Raw genomic sequence first — 22,614 nt, 5'->3', positions numbered from 1 at the left:
CGACGTGGTCAGGGGTGCGGCTCCTCGTCGATGGGGACGTCACCGCGCGTCTGGCGCTGACCGGTGATGCGCTGGGTTATGAAGGTGACCGCCCACAGGACGAGCCCGATGGCCAGCAGGTATCCGGCCAGGGCGAACTTGTCCCGCTCGGAGGCGACCCACTCCCCCTTGTAGATCGACGACCACGGCACGATCAGGATGAGGCTGATGATCATCCCGAGGATCGGCAGCGGCGTCGGGGTCCGGAAGTGCTTGTGCTCCACCCGGTCCTTGCGCAGCACCAGGACGGCGACGTTGACCACGGTGAACACCGCGAGCAGCAGTAGCGATGTCGTCGCGCCGAGGGTCTGCGTGTTGGAGTACGAGGTCAGGGCCATCGCGATGAGCGAGGTGAAGATGATCGCCGTCCAGGGGGTCCGGCGGGTCGGGGCGACCTTGCCGAGCACCGCGGGGATCACGCGCTGGCGGGCCATGCCGTAGACGAGCCGGCTGGCCATCATCATGTTGATCAGGGCCGAGTTCGACACGGCGAAGATCGAGATCGCCAGGAAGATCCACAGCGGGAAGCCCGGAACCGCGTACTGCACGACGTTCTGCAGCGCGCCGGCCTCGCCCTTGCTGAGGTCGGCCGAGCTGAGCAGGGTCGACGACAGGATCGCGATGAGCAGGTAGATCCCGGCCGCGATGCACATGCCGAGCAGCATGGCGCGCGGGAAGATCCGGGGGTTGGTGGTCTCCTCGGCCATGTTCACCGAGTCCTCGAAGCCGACCATCGCGAAGAATGCCAGTGACGTCGCCCCGATGACGGCCAGGAACACCGGCGAGTCGGCCGTGTTGAACTCCGTCAGACGCCCCGCGTCGCCCTTCCCCTCGAAGATGCCGATGACGGCGACGACGGCGACGATCGCCAGACCGGACATCTCGATGATCGTGAAGGCCACGTTCGCCTTCACCGACTCGCTGACCCCGCGCAGGTTCAGCGCGGCGAAGATGAGCAGGAAGGCGATCGCGATCGGGATGATCAGCGCCTCGCTCGGCGTCCCGTCGGCGTTGTACAGGTCGGGGAAGTGGTCACTGAAATTGAACAGCTTCGGGAGATAGCTCGAACCGACGGCCCGCGCCGCCGAGGATGCCGAGCTCATGCCCGACGACATCACCGTGAACGCCACCATGAAGGTGAAGAAGTGGATTCCCCACGCCTTGTGCGTGTACAGCGCCGCACCGGCGGCCCGGGGGTATTTCCCGACCAGTTCGAGATAGCTGAACGCGGTCAGGAAGGCCGACACGAACGCGAACAGGAACGGGACCCACAACGCGCCGCCGACCTGTTTGGCCACGTTTCCGGTCAGCGCGTACACACCGGTGCCGAGGATGTCGCCGATGATGAACAGCAGCAGCAGCTTCGGCCCGATGGCGCGCTTCAACTCCGTCGGCGGAGCCTCTCCGTCCGGTGGGGGCGATTCGGTCACATCGGTATTTGTCATGCGAGACAGTTACCAGATTTGCGTGACCCGCGCCACCCTTGACCCCGGCACGGGAGGAACAAAAACGGTGCGCGAGGAGCGAATTGCGCCGGTCGGCACCGTTTTGTTTCAGCCGATCCCCTTAGGGAAGCGCGCCGACGATCTCGGCGACCGAGCGGCGGCGACCAGTGTAGAACGGGATCTCCTCGCGCACGTGCCTGCGCGCCCGGGATGCCCGCAGCTCCCGCATCAGGTCGACGATGCGGTGCAACTCGTCGGCCTCGAAGGCCAGCATCCACTCGTAGTCGCCGAGGGCGAAGGCCGCGACGGTGTTCGCCCGCACGTCGGGGAAACCGCGCGCCTGCTTGCCGTGCTCGGCCAGCATCGCCCGGCGCTCCTCGTCGGGGAGCAGGTACCACTCGTAGGAGCGCACGAAGGGGTACACGCAGATGTAGGCGCGCGGGTCCTCGTCGGCGAGGAAGGCCGGGATGTGGCTCTTGTTGAACTCCGCCGGGCGGTGCAGCGCCATCGACGACCACACCGGCTCCAGGTGCCGCCCCAGCGAGGTGCGCCGGAAGGCCGCGTAGGCCGCCTGCAGCTCGTCGGAGGACTCCGCGTGCCACCAGATCATCAGATCGGCGTCGGCGCGAAGGCCCGAGACCTCGTAGGTGCCGCGGACCACGACGTCCTTCTCGGCGAGGGACTTGAACAGCGCCTCCACGTCCTCGGCGAGGTCGTCGCGCATGCCGGGCAGCGGGGTGACCGCTTTGAAGACCGACCACATCGTGTAGCGGATGGTGTCGTTCAGCTCGCGGATACGGGCGGCGTTCGGATTGATCGACTCGGCCATGCCGCGATTCTCCCCCCGCCGCGCGTTCAGCCGTTTCCGGGGGCTGCCAGAGCGGCGTGCACTCGCTCGGCGGCGCGCTCCCCCGAGGCGACGCACACCGGGATGCCCACGCCGTCGAATGCCGCGCCGGCCAGGGCCAGCGTCGGGTGCGCCGACAGCGCCTCGCGCACGCTCGCGATCCGGTCGTCGTGGCCGGGCCCGTACTGCGGCAGGCCTCCGCCCCAGCGCGTGACGTGCGCCTCGACCGGCTCCGGCAGCGGCCGCCCGATCAGTTCACCGAGTTCGGTGCGGGCCAGCTCGATCAGTTCGGCATCGGTGCGCTGTAGCTCGGCCTCCTGCCCGTGGCGGCCGATGGAGCAGCGCAGCACGGTCAGCTCGTCGTTGCGATGCGGCCATTTGCGGGAGAAGAAGGTGGCGGCCTTGACCGCGCGGCCCTCGGTCGCCGGGACGAGGAAGCCCGACAGGCGCGGCAGCTCCTCGTCGAGGTCCAGTGCCATGGTCACCAGCGCCATGCTCGCGTACTCCAGCACGCCGACCTGGTCGGCGGCCCCCGCGTCGATCCCGGCCAGCAGCCGGGCGGCCGGGCGGGCCGGGACGGCCAGGACGACCGCGTCGGCTTCCAGGACCTCAGGATCGCGGGTGTCGCCGACGGTCGCCAGCCAGCGCTCGCCCTCGCGGGCGAGTTCGCGGACGGGCAGGCCGAGGCGCAGTTCGGCGCCGGAGGCGAGCGCGGTGGCCTCCACGAGCATGCTCAAGCCGCCTTCGATGGTGCCGAAGACGGGGGCGGGCGCGGCCGGTGCGGGTTTGGCGGCGGCGCGGACGGCGTCGGACAGGCGGTCGTGTTCGCGGGCGGCCGCGGCCAGGGCGGGGGCCGTGGCGCGCAGTGAGAGCTCGTCGGCGCGACCGGCGTAGACGCCGCCGAGGAGCGGGTCGACGAGCCGGTCGGCGACCTCGTCGCCGAAGGCGCGGCGGACGAGTGCGCCGACGGTGGTGTCCTCGCCGGTCAGGAGGGGGCCCTCGGAGGTCTCCTCGGCGCGCAGCCGCGCCAGGCCATCGGGCGTGAGCACGCCCGCCTCGGCGACGGCGTCGAAGTCGCCGGGAACGCCGAGCAGCGTGCCCTTCGGGATGGGCCGCAGGGCTCCGTCGACGGCGAGCGCGGCGGGCAGTCCCGCGGGATGGGTGACGGCCTCGGCGAGGCCGACCTTGGCGGCCAGGCGCAGGGCTTCGGGGCGGCGCACGAGGAAGGTCTCGGCGCCGAGTTCGACCGGTGTGTCGGCGATCTGGCCGGTGCGGAGTTTCCCGCCGAGGCGGTCGGCACGGTCGACGACGGTGATCTCCAGGGCGGGTCCGCCGAGTTCGCGGAGCCGCAGGGCGGCGGCGAGTCCGGTGATGCCGCCGCCGATGACCAGGACGCGGGTCATGACGAGTGCTCGTGGACCAGCTCGACGGTGCGGGTGAGCGCGTCGGGGTCGGTGTCGGGCATCACGCCGTGGCCGAGGTTGAAGACGTGCCCGCGCGCGGCCTTGCCCTCGGTGAGGATCCGGCGGACCTCGGCTTCCAGGACCTCGCCGGGCGCGAAGAGGACCGTGGGGTCGAGGTTGCCCTGGACGGAGCGGTCGCCGACCCGGGCCGCGGCGGCGTCGAGCGGCGTGCGCCAGTCGACTCCGACGACGTCGGCGCCGACCTCGGCGATGGACTCCAGCAGGTGCGAGGTGCCGACCCCGAAGTGGATCTTCGGGATGTCCACGTCGGACAGTCCGGCGAACACGGCGCGGGAGTGGGGCGCGACGAAGCGCTCGTAGTCGCGCGCCGACAGCGCGCCCGCCCAGGAGTCGAAGAGCTGGATCGCGCTGGCGCCGGCGGCGATCTGGACCCGCAGGAAGGACAGCGTGATGGCCGCCAGCCGCTCGCACAGCGCGTTCCACAGCTCCGGGCGGCCGTACATGAGGGCCTTCGTCTTGGTGTAGGTCCGCGAAGGGCCGCCCTCGATGAGGTAGCTGGCGACCGTGAACGGCGCGCCGGCGAAGCCGATCAGCGGTGTCGAGCCCAGCTCGGCGACCAGCATCCGCACGGCCTCGGTGACGTACCAGACGTCCTCGGGCGCGAGGTCGCGAAGGCGGTCGAGGTCGGCCTCACCGGTCACCGGCTTCTCGACGACCGGGCCGGTACCGGGGACGATCTCGACGCCCAGGTCGATCGCGTGCAGCGGGACCATGATGTCGGAGAAGAAGATCGCGGCGTCCACGCCGTGCCGGCGCACCGGCTGGAGCGTGATCTCGGTGATCATGTCGGGACGCGCGCACGCGTCGAGCATCGCCACGCCCTGGCGCAGGGCCCGGTACTCGGGTAGGGAGCGCCCCGCCTGCCGCATGAACCACACGGGAGTGTGCTCGACGGGCAGACCCCGGCAGGCACGGATGAACGCGGAGTCGGCGGGCGCTGCGTTGCGGCCATCGGCCGGAGTCATCGAAGTCATCAATGTCGGATGATTCCACGCCTCCGGCGTCCGCCACCCTGCGGGAGCGCCCGGCGCGACACAGGCCACGGCGCGCCGGATGCCCGCGACGCGGTCCCGAGGCCCTAAGGTCTCCGGTATGACGCCGTCGACCGCGTCCCCTCCCGAGTCGTTCGCGCGTGCCGTCACCGGACTGCGCGCGCTGCGCCCGCGTGCCGAGATCCGCCTCGACGAGATCACCGCGCCGCAGCGCCTGGCCCCGTACTCCTTCGCGCTCACCGCGAACGTCGACAGCCAGGGCGACCCGGAGGCCGCGACCGGCCGGCTCATCCTGCTGCACGACCCGGCCGGGCACGAGGCATGGGACGGGACCCTGCGCCTGGTCACCTACGTGTGCGCCGACCTCGACCCGGAAATCGCCGCCGACCCGTTGCTGCCGACGGTCGCCTGGTCATGGCTGACCGACGCGCTCACCGCGGCCGAGGCCGGCTACCGTGCCGCCGGCGGCACGGTCACCCAGACCTCGTCGACCCGCTTCGGCGACCTGGCCGGGCAGCCGGCCACCGCCGAAGTGGAGATGCGCGCGTCCTGGACCCCGGTGGGCGAGGACCTGTCGAGGCACCTGAGCGCCTGGTGCGAGCTGCTCGCCACGATGGCCGGGCTTCCCCCGCCCGGCGTCGCGCGCATCTCCTAGGGTGTGAGGCCCGACGGGATCAGCGGTAGGCCTCGGCCTCTCCGCATTCCTTGTCGGTGCGCTCGATGGCCTTCTCGGCGGCGTCCTGATCCCCGTCGGCGAAGGCGGCCAGGAAGGACTCGACCTCGACGAGGCACTCCTCGATGGCGGCCTTGGCCTCCTTCTGGAACTCCAGGTCGTCACCGGACTCGTCGAGCAGCCCGTTGAGCTCCTCCACGTCGTCCTCCAGGTCGCTCACCTGCCCGCTGAGGTCGGCGATGGTCGTGTCGCGCTCCCCGACGGTGGTCTCCGAGGCCGACAGGTCGGCGCGGGTGTCGTCGAGCTTCCCGTTGGTGTTGAGCAGCAGCACGAGCAGGATCACCGAGACGATGAAGAACAGCGCCCCCACCCCGCTCACGATCGGCAGCAGTGGCGAGCGGCCGCTCTTGGCGCCGGCGGGCGGCAGGCCCTGCGCGGGCTCGCCGAAAGCGGGCGGGCCGGTCACCGGCTGCGTCGCCGACCAGGCCGGCGGGGCCGAGGTCGGGTCGGTGCCGGCCTGCGGAAGCTGGGCGGTGGAGTAGTCGGGCTGGTACGGCGCGGGCTGGGGCTGCGGAGCCTGGTACGGCGCGGGCTGCGGAGGCGGCTGGTACGGCTGCCCCGGCGCCGGCGTGGCACTGGGTCCGTCGTAGGGGTTCCAGCCACCGGACGGAGTGGTCATGAATGGGCTCCTGGCGACTTGAGCGGGCGAGGTCGGGGCCACCACGCTGCGTTGCACCCTCTGGCAGCCTGGAGTCACTGTAGACACGTGACGCAACGATCGACCTACGTCAACATCACGTCTCGATTGCGACTCGAACGGGAGAAGCAACCGTCCGGCTGAGGGGTAGAGCCCCCATTGCCTCCCGATCACCCGTAAGTTTGCAGCGTGACCGACCAACCCCCGACTCAGGGCGACGCCTCCGCCATCACCGTGGCCCCGGTGCTCCTCACCGAACCACGAGAAGGCGTGCCCGACACGATAGACACCGCTGCGGCACTCGCGCGTGCCGTCGAAGCGGTCGCCGCCGGAACCGGCCCGGTGGCCATCGACGCCGAGCGCGCCTCCGGATACCGCTACAGCGCCCGCGCCTATCTGATCCAGCTCCGGCGCGAGGGAACCGGCACGATCCTCATCGATCCGCTGCCCTTCGCCGACCTGCGCACCCTCGGCGCGGCCATCAACAACGCCGAGTGGATCCTGCACGCCGCCAGCCAGGACCTCCCCTGCCTCAGCGAGCTGGACCTGCGCCCGCAGACGCTCTTCGACACCGAACTCGGCGCCCGCCTCGCCGGCTTCGAACGCGTCGGCCTGGCCGCCATCACCGAGCGGCTGCTCGGCTACAGCCTGGAGAAGCACCACTCGGCGGCCGACTGGAGCACCCGTCCGCTCCCGGACTCCTGGCTGACCTACGCCGCGCTCGACGTCGAACTGCTCATCGACCTGCGCGACTCCCTCGCCGCCGAGCTCACCGCGCAGGGCAAGCAGGAGTGGGCCGCCGAAGAATTCGAGGCCCTCACCCACACCCCCGTGGCGACGGTGCGCAACGACCCGTGGCGACGCACGTCGGGAATACACAAGGTGCGCGGCGCCCGCGCCCTGGCGCGCGTCCGCGCCATGTGGCACGCCCGCGACGAGCTCGCCTCCCGCCGCGACCTCGCGCCGTCGAAGATCGTCCCCGACGCGGCCATCATCGCCGCCTCGCAGGCCGACCCGAAGTCCGAACGCGAACTCGTGGGCCTGGCCGGCTTCCGCGGGCGCTTCGGCCGCAGCCACGCCCGGTACTGGCTGCGCGCGCTGTCCAAGGCCCGCGACCTCCCCGACGCCGAACTCCCGCGCACGAGTCCCTCCCACGACGGGCCGCCCCCGGCCCACCGCTGGTCGGAGCGCGACCCGGTCGCCGCCGCCCGGCTGGCCAGGGCCCGCGCGATCGTCACCGAGACCGCCGCCGAGCACAATCTCCCCACCGAGAACCTCATGTCCCCCGCGACCGTCCGCGCGCTGTGCTGGACGCCACCCGCGGAGGCCGGCGCCGAGCCCGTCGCTGAGTTCCTGCGCGGGCAGGGCGCCCGGGAGTGGCAGATCGGACTGCTGGCCACGGCCTTGTCCGAGGCGGTCCAGGACTGAGCTACCGAGCTCGGTTACTGGGGAGTAACATTCGGCGGAGAGTCTCATCGTTGAGCCCTTCAGGGAGGCACCTGTGAGCCGTACCGTCCGAGAGGTCGTCTTCGTCGACGGTGTGCGAACACCGTTCGGCAAGGCCGGGGGCATGTATGCCGAGACCCGCGCCGACGACCTCGTCATCCGCTGCATCCGTGAGCTGCTGCGCCGCTATCCACAGCTGCCGCCCGAGCGCGTCGACGACGTGGCCATCGCGGCCACGACCCAGATCGGCGACCAGGGCCTGACCCTCGGCCGCACGGCGGCGCTGCTGGCCGGGCTGCCCAAGAGCGTCCCGGGCTACTCCATCGACCGGATGTGCGCCGGCGCGATGACCGCGGTCACCTCCGTCGCCGGGGGCATCGCCTTCGGCGCCTACGACATCGCCGTCGCCGGCGGCGTCGAGCACATGGGCCGTCACCCGATGGGCGAGGGCGTCGACCCGAACCCGCGCATCATCTCCGAGAAGCTCGTCGACCCCTCGGCACTGATCATGGGCGCCACGGCGGAGAACCTGCACGACCGCTACCCGCACCTGACCAAGGAGCGCGCCGACGCCTTCGCGGTGGCCAGCCAGGCCAAGTACGCCGCGGCCGCGCGCGACCTGGAGAAGGACTTCGTCACCGTCGCCACCCGCTCCGCGGAGAGCGGCTGGGGACTGGCCACCAGCGACGAGCCGCCCCGCCCGGGCACCACGATGGAGGCGCTCGCCAAGCTCAAGACCTCCTTCCGTCCGCACGGCCGGGTCACCGCCGGCAACTCCGCCGGACTCAACGACGGCGCCACGGCGAGCATCATCGCCGCCGAGGACGTCGCCCGCGAGCTCGGCCTGCCGGTCGGGATGCGGATGGTCTCCTACGCCTTCGCCGGCGTCGAGCCGGAGGTCATGGGCGCCGGACCGATCCCGTCGACGGAAAAGGCGCTGGCCAAGGCCGGCCTGTCCATCTCCGACATCGGCCTCTACGAGCTCAACGAGGCCTTCGCGGTGCAGGTCCTGGCCTTCCTCGACCACTTCGGCATCGCCGACGACGACCCGCGCGTCAACCCCAGCGGCGGTGCCATCGCCATGGGCCACCCGCTGGCCGCCTCCGGCGTGCGCCTCATGACGCAGCTGTCGCGTCACTTCGCCGCCCACCCCGAGGTGCGCTACGGCCTGACGGCCATGTGCATCGGCATCGGCATGGGTGGAACGGTCATCTGGGAGAACCCCGCTTGGGAAGGGAAGTGACGTGAGCTCCGCACTGAAGGAATTCCCGAACGAGGTCGTCACCAAGAGCTTCGTGCGCTTCGTGCGCGTACCCGGCCTCGACGGCGAGGCCGCGCTGATCACCCTCGACAACGGCCACGACCACCGCAAGCCGAACTCCTTCGGCCCGGCCGGTCTGGCCTCGCTGGACGCGGCCCTCGACGAGGTCTTCGCCCGCGAGCCGAAGCTGATCGCGATCACCGGCAAGCCGTTCATCTTCCTGGCCGGAGCCGACATCACCGGCATGCCGCTGATCACCGACCGCGCCGACGCGCTGGCCATCGCCCGCGAGGGCCACCGGGTCTTCGCGCGGCTGAAGGACTCCTCGATCCCGACCTTCTCCTTCGTCAACGGCGCCGTACTGGGCGGCGGTGTCGAGCTCGCGCTGCACTGCCACTACCGGACCCTGTCCTCCGGCGCGGCGGTCATCGCCCTGCCGGAGACCTTCCTCGGCCTGGCTCCGACCTGGGGCGGCACGATGCTGCTGCCCAACCTGATCGGCGCCGACAAGGCCGTCAAGGTCATCATCGAGAACCCGCTCAACCAGAACAAGATGCTGCGCCCGGCCGAGGCCTACAAGCTCGGCATGTTCGACCGGCTGCTCGAACCGGCCGACTTCATCGAGGAGTCGCTGGCCTGGGCTGTTCAGGTCGTCTCCGGCGAGGTGACCGTCGAGCGTCCCGAGGTCGACAAGGGCGAAGCGTGGGACGCCGCGCTCGGCCGTGGCAAGGCCGTGGCGGACATGAAGCTCCACGGCGCGGCGCCCGGCCCGTACAAGGCCCTCGAACTGATGTCGCTGGCCAAGGACATCGACTTCACCGAGGGCACCAAGGTCGAAGACGAGGTCCTCGCCGACCTCATCCTCTCCCCCGAACTGAAGGCCGGCCTCTACGCCTTCGACCTGGTGCAGCGCCGCGCGAAGCGCCCGGTCGGCGTTCCCGACAAGTCCCTCGCCCGCAAGGTGGGCAAGGTCGGCGTCGTGGGCGCGGGCCTGATGGCCTCGCAGCTCGCGCTGCTGTTCGCGCGCCGCCTCGAAGTGCCGGTCGTGCTGACCGACCTCGACCAGGAGCGCGTGGACAAGGGCGTCGCCTACGTGCACGGCGAGATCGACAAGCTGCTCGGCAAGGGCCGCATGTCCAACGACAAGGCCAACCGGCTCAAGGCCGCGGTGACCGGTTCGGTGGACAAGCAGGTCTTCGCCGACGCCGACTTCGTGATCGAGGCGGTGTTCGAGGAGCTGTCGATCAAGAAGCAGGTCTTCGCGGAGCTGGAGGCGATCGTCTCCGACGAGTGCGTGCTGGCCACCAACACGTCCTCGCTGTCGGTGACCGACATGGCCGCCGACCTCAAGCACCCCGAACGGGTCGTGGGCTTCCACTTCTTCAACCCGGTCGGCATGATGCCGCTGCTGGAGATCGCCCGCGGCGGGGCCACCGACGACGCCACGCTGGCGACCGCCTTCGCGGTGTGCAAGCAGCTGAAGAAGAACGGCGTGCTGGTCGCCGACGCTCCGGCGTTCGTGGTCAACCGCCTGCTCACCCGTTTCATGGGCGAGATCCTCAAGGCCGTCGACGAGGGCACCGACCCGGTGACCGCCGACCGTTCGGTCGAGCCGCTCGGTCTGCCGTTGAGCCCCTTCGTGCTCCTGCAGCTGGTCGGACCGGCCGTCGCGCGGCACGTCGCGAGCACCCTGCACTCGGCCTTCCCGGACCGCTTCGGCGTCAGCAAGAACCTCGACCGCATCGTGGAGGCCGGCAAGACGGGCATCTACCTGTGGAACGAGAAGGGGCAGCCCTACGTCGACCCCGAGGTCGAGGCGCTGCTGGTGACCGACGGGAAGCCGTCGACCTCGGAGGAGCTGCGCGAGCGCGCGGTCGCCGCCGTCGCCGACGAGGCCCGCCGGATGCTCGACGAGGGCGTCGTCGCCGCTCCCGAGGACCTCGACCTGTGCATGCTCCTGGGTGCCGGCTGGCCGTTCCACCTGGGCGGCGTGACGCCGTACCTGGACCGCACCGGCGTCTCGGAGAAGGTCAACGGGCGCAAGTTCCACGAGGCCTGAGGGCCTCGGCACGACTGCAGCGCGAAGGCGCGGCCGGAAACCGGCCGCGCCTTCGCGCTGTTCGCGGTCAGGCCGGGCGGTGCGCGGTGAGCAGGCGGGCGCCCGGGCGGTGGCTCCACGGGCCTTCGGGAGCGCGGCGAAGATACTCGGCGCGCAGCCGGTCGACGAAGTCCTGCCCTCGGGACAAGACGAGGGTGCGCATCGGCCCGGCCGCGGTCACGGCGGTCCAGTACGCCCGCGCGTCCGGATGGACGATGGTGTGGGCCAGCTCGCCGTCACGACCGACGACGCCGCCCGCCTCGGTGACGGCCCCCGCGAGGCGATCCGGCCAGGCCGGGTCGTCGTCCTCGGCATCGTCGTCGAGGGCTTCGCCGACGACGGTCCGCGCGAGCGCGAAGGGCCCTTCGGCCTCGGTCGAGGGCGGCCAGTAGACCACCGACAGGTGACCGCCGGGGCGCAGGGCGGCGGTCCAGTCGGTGATGGAGGCGACGGGGTCGGGCAGTTGCTGGAGACCGAAGACCGACACGACGCCGGCGGCGGTTCCCGGCCACCGCGATTCCAGGGCCGTCGCGTCGCCGCGGATGAGTCGTACCCGTGGCATCCCGTCGGCGCGGCGCCGTGCCCGGTCGATCATTCCCTGGGAGAGGTCGACGCCGACCAGTTCGCGGTCGGGGTGGGCGGCGGCCAGCGCGGGGAGTTCGGGGAAGGTCCCGCAGCACGGCACGAGGACGGGGCCGTCGGGAAGCGTGCCGGGCAGCCCCGCGACGGCGTCGGCGACCCAGGGCGCGAAACGCGGCACGAAGTACCGCTCGTAGCCGTCGGCGGCCTCGTCCCATCCCCGGGCGAGCAGCGCGGCGCGGTCGTCGGTCATGTGCGGCTCCTTGGTCGTGTCCTGGGCGGGTCCGGGCCGGACGCGGTCGCCACCGGGCCCTGGCCGGCGACCCTATCGGAAGACGACGGCCGGTTCGCCTCGATGAGGCGAACCGGTCGTCGGGGCCGCCCGCTCAGGCGGCCGGGATCTCCACGCTGTACAGCTCGGTGCCGCCGATCTCGACGAGCTTCACCGTCAAGGCACGGGTCTGGGCGTCGATGGACATCTCACCGAAGAACTGACCGCCGTCCATGGGGCCGGTGCCTGCGGTGGCCGGCGGCTTGTGGAAGCGGACCTCGGGACCGAAGGTCTTGTCGAACTTGACCGGGCCGTAGGAGCCGGCGTTCATCGGACCGGCCACGAACTCCCAGAAGGGCGTGAACTCGGTGTAGGACGCCCGGGCCGGATCGTAGTGCTGCGCCGAGGTGTAGTGCACGTCGGCGGTGGCCACGACCAGGTTGGCGATCCCTTCGCGGTGTACGTGCGTCAGCAGCTCCGCGATCTCCAGCTCGCGTCCGAGAGGCTGACCGGGGTCGCCCTGCGGAACACCGTCCTGGTTGGGTTTGCCGTCGCTGACGATCCCGCCGAGGGGCATGCCGGCCGACAGCACCTTCCAGGTCGCCGTCGACTCGCTCAGCGCTTGCTTGAGCCAGTCGAGCTGGGTGCGGCCGAGCAGTCCGCTCGGGGCGGCGGGGTCGTTGTTGGCGTCGTTGGCGTTGCGGAACGAGCGCATGTCGACGGTGAAGACGTCGAGCAGCGGGCCGTAGGCGACCTTGCGGTAGATGCGGCCGTCGCCGTCGGAGCGCAGCACGCTCGGGGTGTACTCGGCCAGCGCCTTCCACGCGTGAGCGGCCAGGACGTCGACGTTCTTCTCGGTGTAGCGGTCGTCGGTGAGGACCTTGCCGGGGTACCAGTTGTTGATGACCTCGTGGTCGTCCCACTGCGACACGACGGGGACCTTGCGCAGGAACGCGCGCAGCTTCTCGTCGAGAAGGTTGTACTTGTACTGGCCGCGGAACTCGTCGAGCGTTTCGGCGACCTTCGACTTCTCGGGTGTGACGATGTTGCGCCACACGCGGCCGTCGGCCAGCGTCACGGTCTCGGGGATGACGTTGTCGGCGTAGTAGAAGTCGCCGCTGCACAGGAAGAAGTCGGGGTCGCGGGCGGCCATGTCGTCGAAGATCTTGAAGCCGCCGAACTCGGGGTTGATGCCCCAGCCCTGTCCGGCGAGGTCGGCCGACCAGACGAAGCGCACGTCCTGCCCGCCGGTGCGCGTGGTGCGGAAGCTGCCCTCGACGGGCAGGCTGGCGGTCTCGCCATCGGCCCAGACGCGGTAGTAGGCGGTTTCGCCGGGGCAGAGGCGGTCGACGCGCACCTTGCCGGTGTAGTCGGTCTCGGGCGTCAGCGCGGGACCGCGCAGGCGGCGCGAGTGCCGGAAGTCCGGGCGGTCGGAGACCTCGACCCACATGCGCGAGGGGCGGTCGGCACGGGTCCAGACGATGCCGCTCGCGGCGCCGACCTCCCCGCTCTGGGCACCGTAGATCAGCTGGGGCCGCTGCTTGAGCAGGGCGGGCGCGGCGTTGGCCGTCGACGCCGTCGCGGCGGCTCCGATGAGGGTCGCGCCGGTGCCGAGAGCGGCGCCGCGCAGGAGGTTCCTTCGTCGCATCGATTCTCCTGAAGGGATGGAGGGGACTGACCTATGTAGACATCCTAGATACATGACAGACGACCCCAGAGGGGCATCAGGTTGCCCCCGGCGGCGAAAAGATCGAAAAACCGCCCGGACGGGAAGTCCGGGCGGCTTCGGAAGCTCGGTCTAGGAGGCGGGAGCGGCGTCGCGTTCGGCCTGGCTGCGCTCGACGCAGAACTCGTTGCCCTCGATGTCCTTCATGGTCACCCAGCCGGGGCCGTCGGGCCTGCGGTGATCCTCGTGGACCGTGGCGCCCAGCGCGATCAGGCGCTCGACCTCCTCATCGCGGGAGGTGTCGGGCGCGATGTCGAAGTGGAGCCGGTTCTTGACGCTCCTGGCGTCGTCGACGGCGATGAAGAGAAGGTCCGGGCCCTCGGGCAGGCGCAGCAGCGCCTCGGGGTCACCGGGGTTGTCGTCCTCGGCGAGCGGGTGCCCGAGCACCGAGGCCCAGAAGCTGCCGAGCTTGTACGTGTCGGCGCAGTCGATGGTGACGTGCCGAATGGAGGAGGAAGCCATGTATCTAAGGAGAGCCTTTCGAGGCGGCCGCTGGAAGGGCCTGGTTGCGGGCTAGGCCCGCGCCTCGGCGAAGTGCTTTCGATGCGTCGGTTAAGACTGCACCCGCCGAGGCGCGGACTTGCTCGTCATAAGCGAGCTGCTGATCATTCCGCACCTCCTCTCGTTGTCTGGCATCGCGGGGAAGCATACCTACGGCACACCCGGTTCTGTCAACCCCCGGCGAGGACGTCGATCGCCGCCGTGGTCAGGAAAGGCAGGAACGCCTCGACCGCCGCCGGCACGGAACGGCCGGCGAGGGTGGCGGCGAAGACGGCGCGGACCGGCGCGTCGGCGGCCTCCAGCTCGGCGAGGACCACGTCGTCGCGGACGGCCCCGGCGGCCAGCGCGGGAACGAGGGTGACGCCCAGCCCTGCGGCGACGCAGCCGAGTTTGGCGGTCCACTCCTGCACGACGAAGTCGATGCGCGGCTCGAAGCCCGCCCCGGCGACGGTGGCGAAGAGAGTGCGCTCGGCGTCGGGGAAACCGGCGATCCAGACCTCGTCGGCGAGTTCGGCGAGGCCCAGCCGGCGACGCCCGGCGAGGCGGTGCCCGCGCGGCAGGGCGACCAGGATGGCGTCGGCGCCCAGCGGACGAAGGTCCAGCGCGTCCAGTGCGTCGAGCTGGTCGGTGTAACCGCTGACGACGGCGACGTCGACGCTCCCGTCGGCGAGCCCGGCCACGTGGTCGGGCGTCCTGCCCTCCACAAGGGACACGCGGACGGCCGGATGGACGGCCTGGAAGGCGGCCATGGCGCGCGGGACGAGCGCGGCGTTGGCGGTGGCGAAGGCGCCGACGCGCAGCCGCCCGGCGGTCAGGTCGCGCAGCTCGCCGAGCTCGCGGCGCCCCGCGTCCACCTGCGCCAGCGCGCCCTTGGCGTGCGCCCGGAAGCGGCGACCCTCCTCGGTGAGCACGACACCGCGCGCGAGGCGGTCGAAGAGCACCGCGCCGAGCTCGGCCTCCAGGGCCGAGATCTGCCGGGAGACCGCCGACTGGGTGTAGCCCAGTTCCCCTCCGGCGGCCGTGAAGGAGCCGATGCGCGCGACGGCCTCGAAAACGCGCAGCCAGGTCAGGTCCATCGAGTCGAGCCATGCTCAATACGCATGAGATACATGCTAGACATTCGTTGGTCGAATGACTGCACCCGGCCTACCGTTCGAGGCGACCACCTCGAAAGGGAACCACCATGCCGCGTATCGCCGTGCTCGGACTCGGGCGCATGGGCGCCGCCATCGCCGGGCGCCTCCTCTCCACCGGCCACCACGTGACCGTGTGGAACCGCACCACTGCCAAGGCCGCACCGCTCGCCGAGGCCGGCGCCGTCGTCGCCGAGACCCCGGCGCTCGCCGTCGCCGAGGCCGAATTCGTGATCACCATGCTCTCGGGGCCCTCGGCCCTGGAGGCCGTCGCCGACGAGGCGATCGGGGCCCTCCCGGACGGTTGCACGCTGATCGACATGTCGACGGTCGGCCCGGACGCCGCCCGCGCACTGGCCGCCCGGCTGCCCGAGGGCGTCGCGATGGTCGACGCGCCGGTCATGGGCAGCGTCGACAAGGCCGCGACCGGGACGCTGACCGTCCTGGTCGGCGGCTCGGCCGACGCGGAGGTGCTCGGCGACCTCGGGGCCGTCGTGCGCTGCGGCGAGATCGGCGCCGGAGCGGCGCTGAAGCTCGTCGTCAACACCGCGATGATCACCGCCGTGGCGGCCGTGGCGGAGACCCTCGCGCTCGCCGAGGCCCTGGGACTGCCCGCCGATCTGATCGAGAAGACCCTGTCGGCGGGGCCGCTGGCCGCCGCCCTCACCCGCGCCCGCTCGACCACCGCCGCCTTCCCCGTCGCCCACGCCGCCAAGGACCTGGCTCTGGCCGAGGCCGCCTCCGGTCACACCTTCGCCATGTCGACCGCCGCACGTGAAGTCCTGCGGGGAGCCGACGGCGAGGCCGACCTGAGCAGCGTCGTGGCACACGTCCACCACAACCTGGGGAGCACCCTGTGACCGTCACCTACCTCAACCCCGACAACGTCCCCGCCCCCGGCGGCGCCTACACCCACACCGCCCGCGTCGACCTCGGCGCCACCGCGATGATCTTCGTGTCCGGGCAGGTCGCCCTCGACGACGACGGCAAGGTCGTCGGCGAGGGTGACATGACCGCGCAGACCGAGCACGTCTTCGCGGGCCTCCGGGCACTCCTGGAGGCGCAGGGCGCGACGCTCGGCGACATCGTCAACATCCGCACGTTCATCACCGACATGGACCTGCGCCCCGAGCACGGCGCCGTCCGGATGAGGTGGCTGGAGGGGCGCACGCCGCCCACCAGCACGCTGGTCGAGGTCTCGCGACTGTTCCGGCCGGGACTGCTGGTGGAGGTCGAGGTCGTGGCGGTGGTGACCAACTAGAACCGGTCGCCCGGCGGCGCGTCCGATGAGGCCGGACGCGGCGCCGGGGAACCGCCGCTAACCCCGCCGAAGCTCCCCCGCCAGCCGTCGCGCCCACCCCTCGCGCACCGCCGGCTCCGCCTCGATCCCCCGCGCCAGCGCCGCGCGCGTCGAGGCCAGCGCGCCGAACTCGGTGTATCCCGCCGCCAGTGTCAAACCGAGCAGTGCCTCGCCCTCACGGGAAGGACGCGCCACGGACTCGTCCCACCAGCGCGAGACGCGAAACGACGGGGCGGTCTTGGACTGCCTGCCGCCGAGGTAGTGGAACAGGTGGCTGTCGATGGAGACGTTGACGATCGCTCCGGGGGCGAGCCGCCGCGTCCATTCGGCGTGCTGCCACCAGCGCCAGGTCTTCGGGCTGGTGTGCAGTTCCTCGGTGAGGCCGAGGAAGCGGAGCCCGCGGCGGATGACCGGCCAGTTCCCGCGCTCGGCGCCGACCCAGCCCTCGACCGCGCGGAACAGGCTCTCGTAGGTTCGGCCTTCGGCGACGATGTCGACGAACGCGAGGTCGCGGCCGCTCGCCATGCCGGCCGGCGACGGGAGCGTCGCGGCCAGGATCTCGCGCAGACGGCGCCGCTCGGCGTCGGTGTAGCGGTCGTAGGAATCCAGTGACACCGGCAGGCGGCGCACCCTCCCGTGCCACGAAGTGTTCCGCAGTGCTCCCCGCAGGATGTCGTGCACGCTGTCGGCGGACCTGCCGACGAAGTAGAGCTCGGCGTCGCCGGCGCGCGCGAGGACCTTCGCCGCGCAGGCCGCGAGTTCCGCGGCCCACAGAAGCGGTCGCCCGGTGTTGGGCGGGACCAGCGGGCCCAGCCGGTCGGGACGCGCGAGGTCCCACCGAAACGGCAGCGGCGGTGTGCCTGACATGCCCCCCAGTGTCGCGGTCCGGTGCAACTCGTTTCGAGCGCTCGGTCCCGTGGCGCGGCAGCGCGCAGGCAGACCGGCGGTCTAGGACACGCCCTAGGAGCCGGCGAGCAGGTCGGCCAGCGCGGGATGCGCCTGGGCCAGGTCGATGGTCGTGATCGCGTAGGAGATGACGCCGGCGGCGACGAACGGGTCCTCGCTCGTGATCCGCTCCACCTCTTCGCGGCCGACGCCCCGCGCGATGATCCCGCCGCCCACCGAGGCCGGCACTGTGGGGCCGTACGCCAGGAAGGTGCCGGCCCCATAGTGCCGTTCGAGGTACTCCATGTGGGCGGCGGTGTAGGGCGCGGCGTCCTCGGGCGCACCGGTGAAGGTCAAGAGCAGCAAGTGCAGCATGTGGTCATTCAAGCAGGTCAGAGGCCTGTCCGGTCGGGGATCGCGCTGTCCGCCGGTGGCAGCGGGATCTCCACCCGGAACTCGAGGCCGCCGCCGTCGGGCAGGGCGTGTGCGGCGACGGTCCCGCCGTGCGCGGCGACCACGGCCCGCACGATCGACAGGCCGAGCCCTGCCCCGCGCGCGCCGACCCGCTCGACCCCGCCGCGGGTGAACGGCTCGAAGAGCGTCGGCACGGCGTCGGCCTCGACGTCGGATCCGGTGTTGCCGACGACCATCCAGGCCGCCGTCGAGTGCGCGCCCGCCAGCACCCACAGGCGCCCGCCGGGAACGTTGTGGCGGATGGCGTTCTCGATCAGGTTCCCGGCCAGCCGCTCCAGAAGGGACGGATCGCCGATCACCGGCGCCGGCATCATCGACGTCGCCATCGCCAGGCCGAGTTCGTCGGCGAGCCGCTGCGCCGAACCGATCGCGCCCGTCGCGCACTCGCCGAGATCGGTCGGAACCCGTGTGGTGAGCCGCCGCGCGATCTCGATCTCGGTGCGCGCCAGGAGGAGCAGCGCCTCGATCAGGTCCCCGGCGCGGGTGGTGGCACCGCGCACGACCTCGGCCATGCGCCGGTACTCGTCGATGTCGGCGTCGGGATCCGAGGTCGTCACGTCGATCTCGGTGCGCATGACCGCCAGGGGTGTCCGCAGTTCGTGGCTGGCGTTGGCCACGAAGCGCTTCTGCGCCTCGAAGGCCGAGGAGATGCGGTCGAGCATGTCGTCGAAGGTGTCGGCGAGTTCGTGGATCTCGTCGTCGGGCCCGTCGTGGCGGATGCGTTCGTCGAAGGTCTCCGCCGACAGCCTGCGGGCGGTGGCGGTGACGTCGTGGAGGGGCCGCAGGGCGCGCCCGGCGACGTAGTAGCCGAGGCCCATGCCCCCGACGATGACCACGGGGATGGTCACCCATGCCAGCGGCAGGATCAGGCCGATGGTGCCGGCCACGACGGCGACCACGCCGTACCAGATGCCCAGCCGCAGTCGCAGCGTCGGGCGCGGCAGCCGCGCCCACGGCCACCGCCCCGGCACCTCACTCACCGGTCGGGATGCGGTACCCCGCGCCGATGACGGTCTCGATCATCGGCGGGTCCCCGAGCTTGCGGCGCAGCGTGCGGACGGTGACCCGCACGATCGTGGTGAAGGGGTCGGTGTTGGCGTCCCAGACGCGGTCGAGCAGTTCCTCGCTGGACACCACGGCCCCGCCGGCCTTCATGAGCTCCTCCAGCACGCCGAACTCCTTGCGGGTCAGGTCGAGCGGAACTCCCGCGCGGGTCGCCTTGTGCCGCGCGGGGTCGAGTTCCACGTCGGCGACCGACAGCACGGGCGGTGCCGCCGGGGTCGCGCGGCGCCCGAGGGCGCGCACGCGGGCGACCAGCTCGTCGAAGGCGAAGGGCTTCGACATGTAGTCGTCGGCGCCGAGCCCCAGGCCCTGCACCCGGGCCGCCACGCTGCTGGACGCGGTCAGCATCAGGACGCGGGTGAGGGCGCCGTTGCGGGCGAGCGACGCGCAGATCTCGTCGCCGTGCATGCCCGGCAGGTCACGGTCGAGGACGATCACGTCGTAGCGCGTGATCGTCGCGGCCTCGTAGCCCGTGGTCCCGTCGTAGGCGACGTCCACGGCGAAGCCGCGTTTGCGCAGCCCTCTGGCAATGGCGTCGGCGAGGCTGAACTCGTCCTCGATGACCAGGATCCGCACCGCCCCGCCTTTCGTGGTCCGGTGCGCGCCTAGACGCGCACCTCGGACGCCTCGGTGAGACGGAGTACGGCCTCGATGACGTCGCGGGACAGGTCCTGGGCGTTGAGGCCGAGGTCGGTCAGCAGCTCCTGACGGGTGCCGTAGGGGTGCCAGTCGCGGGCCACGCCGAAGTCGCGCAGCGGCACGTTGACGCCGTTGTCGCGCAGGGTGCGGGCCAGCGAGTCGCCGAAGCCTCCACTGCGGACACCGTCCTCGACGGTGACGACCAGGCGGTACTCGGCGGCCATGTCCGCGAGCACGCCCGGGACGGGGGTGACCCAGCGCGGGTCGACGACGGTGACGCCGAAGCCCTGTTCCCGGACGCGCTCGGCGGTCTCCATGGCCAGTTGCCCGAAGGCGCCGACGGCCACGAGGAGGATGTCCTTGCGTTCGTCACGGCCGAGGACGTCGACACCGCCGACGCGCTCGATCGCGGGGATGTCGGTGGGGACCGCGCCGGTCGGGAAGCGCACGATGGTCGGGCCGTCCTCGACGGCGACGGCCTCGCGGAACTCCTCGCGCAGGGTCGCCGCGTCACGCGGGGCGGCGATGCGGATACCCGGGACGACGCTGAAGACCGAGAGGTCCCAAATGCCGTAGTGGCTGGGCCCGTCCGGGCCGGTGATGCCGGCGCGGTCGAGGACGAAGGTCACCGGCAGCTTGTGCATCGCCACGTCGAGGAGGACCTGGTCGAAGGCGCGGTTGAGGAAGGTCGCGTAGACGGCCACGACGGGGTGGAGCCCGCCGATGGCGAGGCCGGCGGCCGAGGTCGCGGCGTGCTGCTCGGCGATGCCGACGTCGTAGACGCGCTCGGGGTGCTTGGCGGCGAGCTTGTGGATGCCCGTCGGGATCGCCATCGCGGCGGTGATGCCGACGATGTCGGGCCGCTCGTCGGCGACGGCGACCAGCTCGTCGGCGAAGACGCCGGTCCAGCGGGTGCCGCCGGACTTGAGCGGCAGGCCCGTCTGCGGGTCGAAGATCGACGGCGAGTGCAGGCAGTCGTCCACGTCGTCCTCGGCGGGACGGTAGCCGAAGCCCTTGCGGGTCACGGCGTGCACGATCACCGGGCCGCCGAAGCGCTTGGCGCGCTCCAGGGCGCTGGTCATCGCGTCGATGTCGTGGCCGTCGACGGGGCCGACGTACTTGATGCCGAGGTCGTCGAACATCGCCTGCGGGGCGACGGCGTCCTTCATGCCGCGCTTGATGGCGTGCAGGACCTCGTACATGGGCGGGCCGACGAGCGGGGTGCGGCCGAGGGCTTCCTTGACCGAGTCGAGGACCTTCTCGTAGGTCGGGTTGAGGCGCAGGGTCGCCAGGTGGTTGGCGAGACCGCCGATGGTCGGCGCGTAGGAGCGGCCGTTGTCGTTGACGATGATGACCAGCGGCAGGTCCTTGCCGGCGGCGATGTTGTTGAGCGCCTCCCAGCACATGCCGCCGGTCAGGGCGCCGTCGCCGACGACGGCGACGACGTGGCGGTCCTCGCCGCGAAGGCGGTACGCCTTGGCGAGGCCGTCGGCGTAGGACAGGACGGTCGAGGCGTGCGAGTTCTCGATGACGTCGTGGTCGCTCTCGTTCTGCGCGGGGTAGCCGGAGATGCCGCCGCGCTGGCGGAGGCCCACGAAGCCGTCCTGGCGGCCGGTGAGGATCTTGTGCACGTACGACTGGTGGCCGGTGTCGAATAGGATCCGGTCGCGCGGGGACTCGAAGACGCGGTGCGCCGCCATGGTCAGCTCGACGACCCCGAGGTTGGGGCCCAGGTGTCCACCGGTCTTGGAGACCGAGGCGACCAGGAAGTCGCGGATCTCGCCGGCGAGCGTGGGCAGCGCCTCGACCGGCAGTTTCCGGAAGGCGGCGGCGTCCGTGATGCGCGGAAGGATGCTCCCCGGCCCAGCCGGCCGGTCGGCCTCGTCACGTGAACTCATAGCGGCAAAGTCTATCCGTGTCGATCGTCATGTTCCCGACAACACACGCGTCCGATGGACGCGCCGGGGCTTATATACCACTGCAAAACGGAGAAAGTGAGAGGATCCGCCCATGATGCCTAAGGCCGATGTTCACCTTCACCAGGAGTGGTCCCCGCGACTGGACCGCGTGCTCGCCCGACGCGCCGGGCGGGCGCCGTACGACTGGTCCGCCTGGCGAAGGGACCTGCTCGACGAGGCTCCTCCCGGCATGGCGAGGTTGCAGCGGCTCTCGCAGGTCTTCCCCGCGCCGATCGGAGCCGACGACGACGGGGGTTTCGTCGACCGCGTCACAGATACCTTGCGGGAGAGCGCCGAGGCCGGTTCGGTGTTCACCGAAGTCCGCTTCGGCAACGAGTCGATGCTGCGGCCGGGCTTCATGGAACTGTTCCGGCGCGCCGAGGCGAAGGTCCGCGACGAGCACCCGATGTTCTACGCCGAGGCCATCGCCAGCGTCCTCCTCTGGTACGAGCCCGACCGGCTCGCCGCCATCGTCGACGAGTGCGTCCGCGCGGCCGCCGAGGGCCTCGCGGGGATGGACCTGCTGTACGTGCCCTACGCGACCGAGGCGAACTGGCGGGTCGGGCGGCAGGTCGTCGACCGGGCCGTCGACGCCGGTCTCGGGGTCACCGTGCACGCCGGGGAGTTCTCCACCGCCAACATCGGCGCCGTCGCCCACCTCGACGGCGTGACCCGCATCGGGCACGCCACCCAGGCCTTCCGTGACCCGTGGCTGCTCGACGTGCTCGCCGAGCGCGGGCTCACCGTCGAGTGCTGCCTGAGCTGCAACGTGCTGCTGGGCGCCGTGCCGAGGCTGGCCGAACACCCCATGCGCCGCTTCCAGGCGCACGGCATCGCCGTCGCCCTCGGTACCGACAACCCCGTGCAGATCGGGACCACCATCGGCGACGAGTACGCCGCCGCCGCCCAGCTGGGACTCGGCGACGAGGAGCTGCTGGAGCTGACGAGGACGGCGGTGCGCGCCGGATTCACGTCGGCCGAACGCCGCGCGGAGCTGCTGGGGTACCTGGACGGGTTCCACGTGCGGGAGTGCGCCGACGCGGGGGACATGCGGGTGATGGGGCAGCGGAGGGGTTAGGAAGGCACGACCCTTCGGGCTGGGTG

Annotated in this window: 21 protein-coding genes; 7 read left to right on the top strand and 14 right to left on the bottom strand. The window is 71.4% G+C overall.

The features are described from left to right. Window positions 1-8: 8 nt before the first annotated feature. From AB0I28_RS11575 to hemE, 4 genes are all read right to left on the bottom strand, one after another. Window positions 9-1,484: an APC family permease gene (locus AB0I28_RS11575; RefSeq protein WP_357492166.1), complete on the bottom strand. Its 1,476-nt coding sequence runs from the start codon at window positions 1,482-1,484 to the stop codon at window positions 9-11. A 121-nt stretch (window positions 1,485-1,605) separates the two neighbouring features. Next, window positions 1,606-2,313 carry a hydrogen peroxide-dependent heme synthase gene (hemQ, locus tag AB0I28_RS11570; protein WP_357492164.1) on the bottom strand — a complete coding sequence of 236 codons (708 nt, stop codon included), beginning with the start codon at window positions 2,311-2,313 and terminating at the stop codon, window positions 1,606-1,608. A 26-nt stretch (window positions 2,314-2,339) separates the two neighbouring features. Continuing rightward, window positions 2,340-3,734, bottom strand: a complete 1,395-nt coding sequence (gene hemG / locus AB0I28_RS11565; RefSeq protein ID WP_357492162.1) for a protoporphyrinogen oxidase — start codon at window positions 3,732-3,734, stop codon at window positions 2,340-2,342. Then, complete coding sequence (gene hemE / locus AB0I28_RS11560; protein WP_357492160.1) at window positions 3,731-4,780, bottom strand: uroporphyrinogen decarboxylase; 1,050 nt, start codon at window positions 4,778-4,780, stop codon at window positions 3,731-3,733. Before hemE ends, hemG begins: the two co-directional genes overlap by 4 nt. Before the next feature lie 127 nt (window positions 4,781-4,907). Here hemE and AB0I28_RS11555 point away from each other — a divergent pair, with 127 nt between their 5' ends. Then, complete coding sequence (locus tag AB0I28_RS11555) at window positions 4,908-5,462, top strand: DUF3000 domain-containing protein (protein ID WP_357492158.1); 555 nt, start codon at window positions 4,908-4,910, stop codon at window positions 5,460-5,462. Window positions 5,463-5,481: 19 nt separating this feature from the next. On the opposite strand, the gene AB0I28_RS11550 is transcribed toward AB0I28_RS11555, so the two are convergent. Then, window positions 5,482-6,159 (bottom strand): hypothetical protein, encoded by a 678-nt coding sequence (locus AB0I28_RS11550; RefSeq protein ID WP_357492156.1) that lies wholly within the window; start codon window positions 6,157-6,159, stop codon window positions 5,482-5,484. Window positions 6,160-6,366: 207 nt separating this feature from the next. Here AB0I28_RS11550 and AB0I28_RS11545 point away from each other — a divergent pair, with 207 nt between their 5' ends. From AB0I28_RS11545 to AB0I28_RS11535, 3 genes are all read left to right on the top strand, one after another. Next, on the top strand, window positions 6,367-7,605 hold the full coding sequence (locus AB0I28_RS11545; protein ID WP_357492154.1) for a ribonuclease D: 1,239 nt from the start codon (window positions 6,367-6,369) through the stop codon (window positions 7,603-7,605). A gap of 73 nt (window positions 7,606-7,678) precedes the next feature. Beyond that, window positions 7,679-8,866: a thiolase family protein gene (locus tag AB0I28_RS11540; RefSeq protein ID WP_357492152.1), complete on the top strand. Its 1,188-nt coding sequence runs from the start codon at window positions 7,679-7,681 to the stop codon at window positions 8,864-8,866. Between the two features lies 1 nt (window position 8,867). After that, on the top strand, window positions 8,868-10,943 hold the full coding sequence (locus AB0I28_RS11535; protein WP_357492150.1) for a 3-hydroxyacyl-CoA dehydrogenase NAD-binding domain-containing protein: 2,076 nt from the start codon (window positions 8,868-8,870) through the stop codon (window positions 10,941-10,943). A 67-nt stretch (window positions 10,944-11,010) separates the two neighbouring features. Here the strand turns inward: AB0I28_RS11535 and AB0I28_RS11530 are convergent, their stop codons facing one another. The 4 genes from AB0I28_RS11530 to AB0I28_RS11515 all read right to left on the bottom strand — a co-directional run bounded on the left by AB0I28_RS11530 (window position 11,011) and on the right by AB0I28_RS11515 (window position 15,135). Further along, window positions 11,011-11,814, bottom strand: a complete 804-nt coding sequence (locus AB0I28_RS11530; RefSeq protein ID WP_357492148.1) for a class I SAM-dependent methyltransferase — start codon at window positions 11,812-11,814, stop codon at window positions 11,011-11,013. A gap of 133 nt (window positions 11,815-11,947) precedes the next feature. Beyond that, window positions 11,948-13,480 carry an alkaline phosphatase D family protein gene (locus AB0I28_RS11525; RefSeq protein ID WP_357492146.1) on the bottom strand — a complete coding sequence of 511 codons (1,533 nt, stop codon included), beginning with the start codon at window positions 13,478-13,480 and terminating at the stop codon, window positions 11,948-11,950. Between the two features lie 150 nt (window positions 13,481-13,630). Beyond that, window positions 13,631-14,020, bottom strand: a complete 390-nt coding sequence (locus tag AB0I28_RS11520) for a VOC family protein (protein ID WP_357492144.1) — start codon at window positions 14,018-14,020, stop codon at window positions 13,631-13,633. 209 nt (window positions 14,021-14,229) lie between these two features. Beyond that, complete coding sequence (locus AB0I28_RS11515; RefSeq protein ID WP_357492142.1) at window positions 14,230-15,135, bottom strand: LysR substrate-binding domain-containing protein; 906 nt, start codon at window positions 15,133-15,135, stop codon at window positions 14,230-14,232. A 107-nt stretch (window positions 15,136-15,242) separates the two neighbouring features. Between AB0I28_RS11515 and AB0I28_RS11510 the strand changes: the two genes are divergently transcribed. Both AB0I28_RS11510 and AB0I28_RS11505 read left to right on the top strand, forming a co-directional pair. Then, on the top strand, window positions 15,243-16,052 hold the full coding sequence (locus AB0I28_RS11510) for an NAD(P)-dependent oxidoreductase (protein WP_357492140.1): 810 nt from the start codon (window positions 15,243-15,245) through the stop codon (window positions 16,050-16,052). Beyond that, window positions 16,049-16,453 (top strand): RidA family protein, encoded by a 405-nt coding sequence (locus tag AB0I28_RS11505; RefSeq protein WP_357492138.1) that lies wholly within the window; start codon window positions 16,049-16,051, stop codon window positions 16,451-16,453. Before AB0I28_RS11510 ends, AB0I28_RS11505 begins: the two co-directional genes overlap by 4 nt. Before the next feature lie 57 nt (window positions 16,454-16,510). Here AB0I28_RS11505 and AB0I28_RS11500 read toward each other — a convergent pair whose 3' ends face one another. The 5 genes from AB0I28_RS11500 to dxs form a co-directional block, all read right to left on the bottom strand. Next, a complete protein-coding gene (locus AB0I28_RS11500; RefSeq protein WP_357492136.1) occupies window positions 16,511-17,359 on the bottom strand; it encodes a hypothetical protein in 849 nt (282 codons plus the stop codon). A gap of 93 nt (window positions 17,360-17,452) precedes the next feature. Beyond that, the gene (locus AB0I28_RS11495; protein WP_357492134.1) at window positions 17,453-17,752 is read right to left on the bottom strand and encodes a YciI family protein; all 300 of its coding nucleotides are present in this window, start codon (window positions 17,750-17,752) and stop codon (window positions 17,453-17,455) included. Window positions 17,753-17,769: 17 nt separating this feature from the next. Beyond that, on the bottom strand, window positions 17,770-18,831 hold the full coding sequence (locus tag AB0I28_RS11490) for a HAMP domain-containing sensor histidine kinase (RefSeq protein ID WP_357492132.1): 1,062 nt from the start codon (window positions 18,829-18,831) through the stop codon (window positions 17,770-17,772). Then, window positions 18,824-19,489 carry a response regulator transcription factor gene (locus AB0I28_RS11485; protein WP_357492130.1) on the bottom strand — a complete coding sequence of 222 codons (666 nt, stop codon included), beginning with the start codon at window positions 19,487-19,489 and terminating at the stop codon, window positions 18,824-18,826. Before AB0I28_RS11485 ends, AB0I28_RS11490 begins: the two co-directional genes overlap by 8 nt. 29 nt (window positions 19,490-19,518) lie before the next feature. Beyond that, on the bottom strand, window positions 19,519-21,450 hold the full coding sequence (gene dxs, locus AB0I28_RS11480; protein ID WP_357492128.1) for a 1-deoxy-D-xylulose-5-phosphate synthase: 1,932 nt from the start codon (window positions 21,448-21,450) through the stop codon (window positions 19,519-19,521). Window positions 21,451-21,562: 112 nt separating this feature from the next. Here dxs and AB0I28_RS11475 point away from each other — a divergent pair, with 112 nt between their 5' ends. Further along, window positions 21,563-22,588, top strand: a complete 1,026-nt coding sequence (locus AB0I28_RS11475; protein WP_357492126.1) for a hypothetical protein — start codon at window positions 21,563-21,565, stop codon at window positions 22,586-22,588. Window positions 22,589-22,614 lie beyond the last annotated feature (26 nt).

This window comes from Phytomonospora sp. NPDC050363 (genome assembly GCF_040655735.1).
Classification (GTDB): Bacteria; Actinomycetota; Actinomycetes; order Mycobacteriales; family Micromonosporaceae; genus Phytomonospora.
The sequence above is the reverse complement of the archived record's forward strand: the minus strand, read 5'-3'. Positions and strand labels throughout refer to the sequence as shown.

Bases quoted from the DNA above. Each gene is read 5' to 3' on its own strand.
- AB0I28_RS11575 (WP_357492166.1), bottom strand. From the start codon at position 1,484: ATGACAAATACCGATGTGACCGAATCGCCCCCACCGGACGGAGAGGCT.
- hemQ (WP_357492164.1), bottom strand. From the start codon at position 2,313: ATGGCCGAGTCGATCAATCCGAACGCCGCCCGTATCCGCGAGCTGAAC.
- hemG (WP_357492162.1), bottom strand. From the start codon at position 3,734: ATGACCCGCGTCCTGGTCATCGGCGGCGGCATCACCGGACTCGCCGCC.
- hemE (WP_357492160.1), bottom strand. From the start codon at position 4,780: ATGACTCCGGCCGATGGCCGCAACGCAGCGCCCGCCGACTCCGCGTTC.
- AB0I28_RS11555 (WP_357492158.1), top strand. From the start codon at position 4,908: ATGACGCCGTCGACCGCGTCCCCTCCCGAGTCGTTCGCGCGTGCCGTC.
- AB0I28_RS11550 (WP_357492156.1), bottom strand. From the start codon at position 6,159: ATGACCACTCCGTCCGGTGGCTGGAACCCCTACGACGGACCCAGTGCC.
- AB0I28_RS11530 (WP_357492148.1), bottom strand. From the start codon at position 11,814: ATGACCGACGACCGCGCCGCGCTGCTCGCCCGGGGATGGGACGAGGCC.
- AB0I28_RS11525 (WP_357492146.1), bottom strand. From the start codon at position 13,480: ATGCGACGAAGGAACCTCCTGCGCGGCGCCGCTCTCGGCACCGGCGCG.
- AB0I28_RS11520 (WP_357492144.1), bottom strand. From the start codon at position 14,020: ATGGCTTCCTCCTCCATTCGGCACGTCACCATCGACTGCGCCGACACG.
- AB0I28_RS11515 (WP_357492142.1), bottom strand. From the start codon at position 15,135: ATGGACCTGACCTGGCTGCGCGTTTTCGAGGCCGTCGCGCGCATCGGC.
- AB0I28_RS11510 (WP_357492140.1), top strand. From the start codon at position 15,243: ATGCCGCGTATCGCCGTGCTCGGACTCGGGCGCATGGGCGCCGCCATC.
- AB0I28_RS11500 (WP_357492136.1), bottom strand. From the start codon at position 17,359: ATGTCAGGCACACCGCCGCTGCCGTTTCGGTGGGACCTCGCGCGTCCC.
- AB0I28_RS11495 (WP_357492134.1), bottom strand. From the start codon at position 17,752: ATGCTGCACTTGCTGCTCTTGACCTTCACCGGTGCGCCCGAGGACGCC.
- dxs (WP_357492128.1), bottom strand. From the start codon at position 21,450: ATGAGTTCACGTGACGAGGCCGACCGGCCGGCTGGGCCGGGGAGCATC.
- AB0I28_RS11475 (WP_357492126.1), top strand. From the start codon at position 21,563: ATGATGCCTAAGGCCGATGTTCACCTTCACCAGGAGTGGTCCCCGCGA.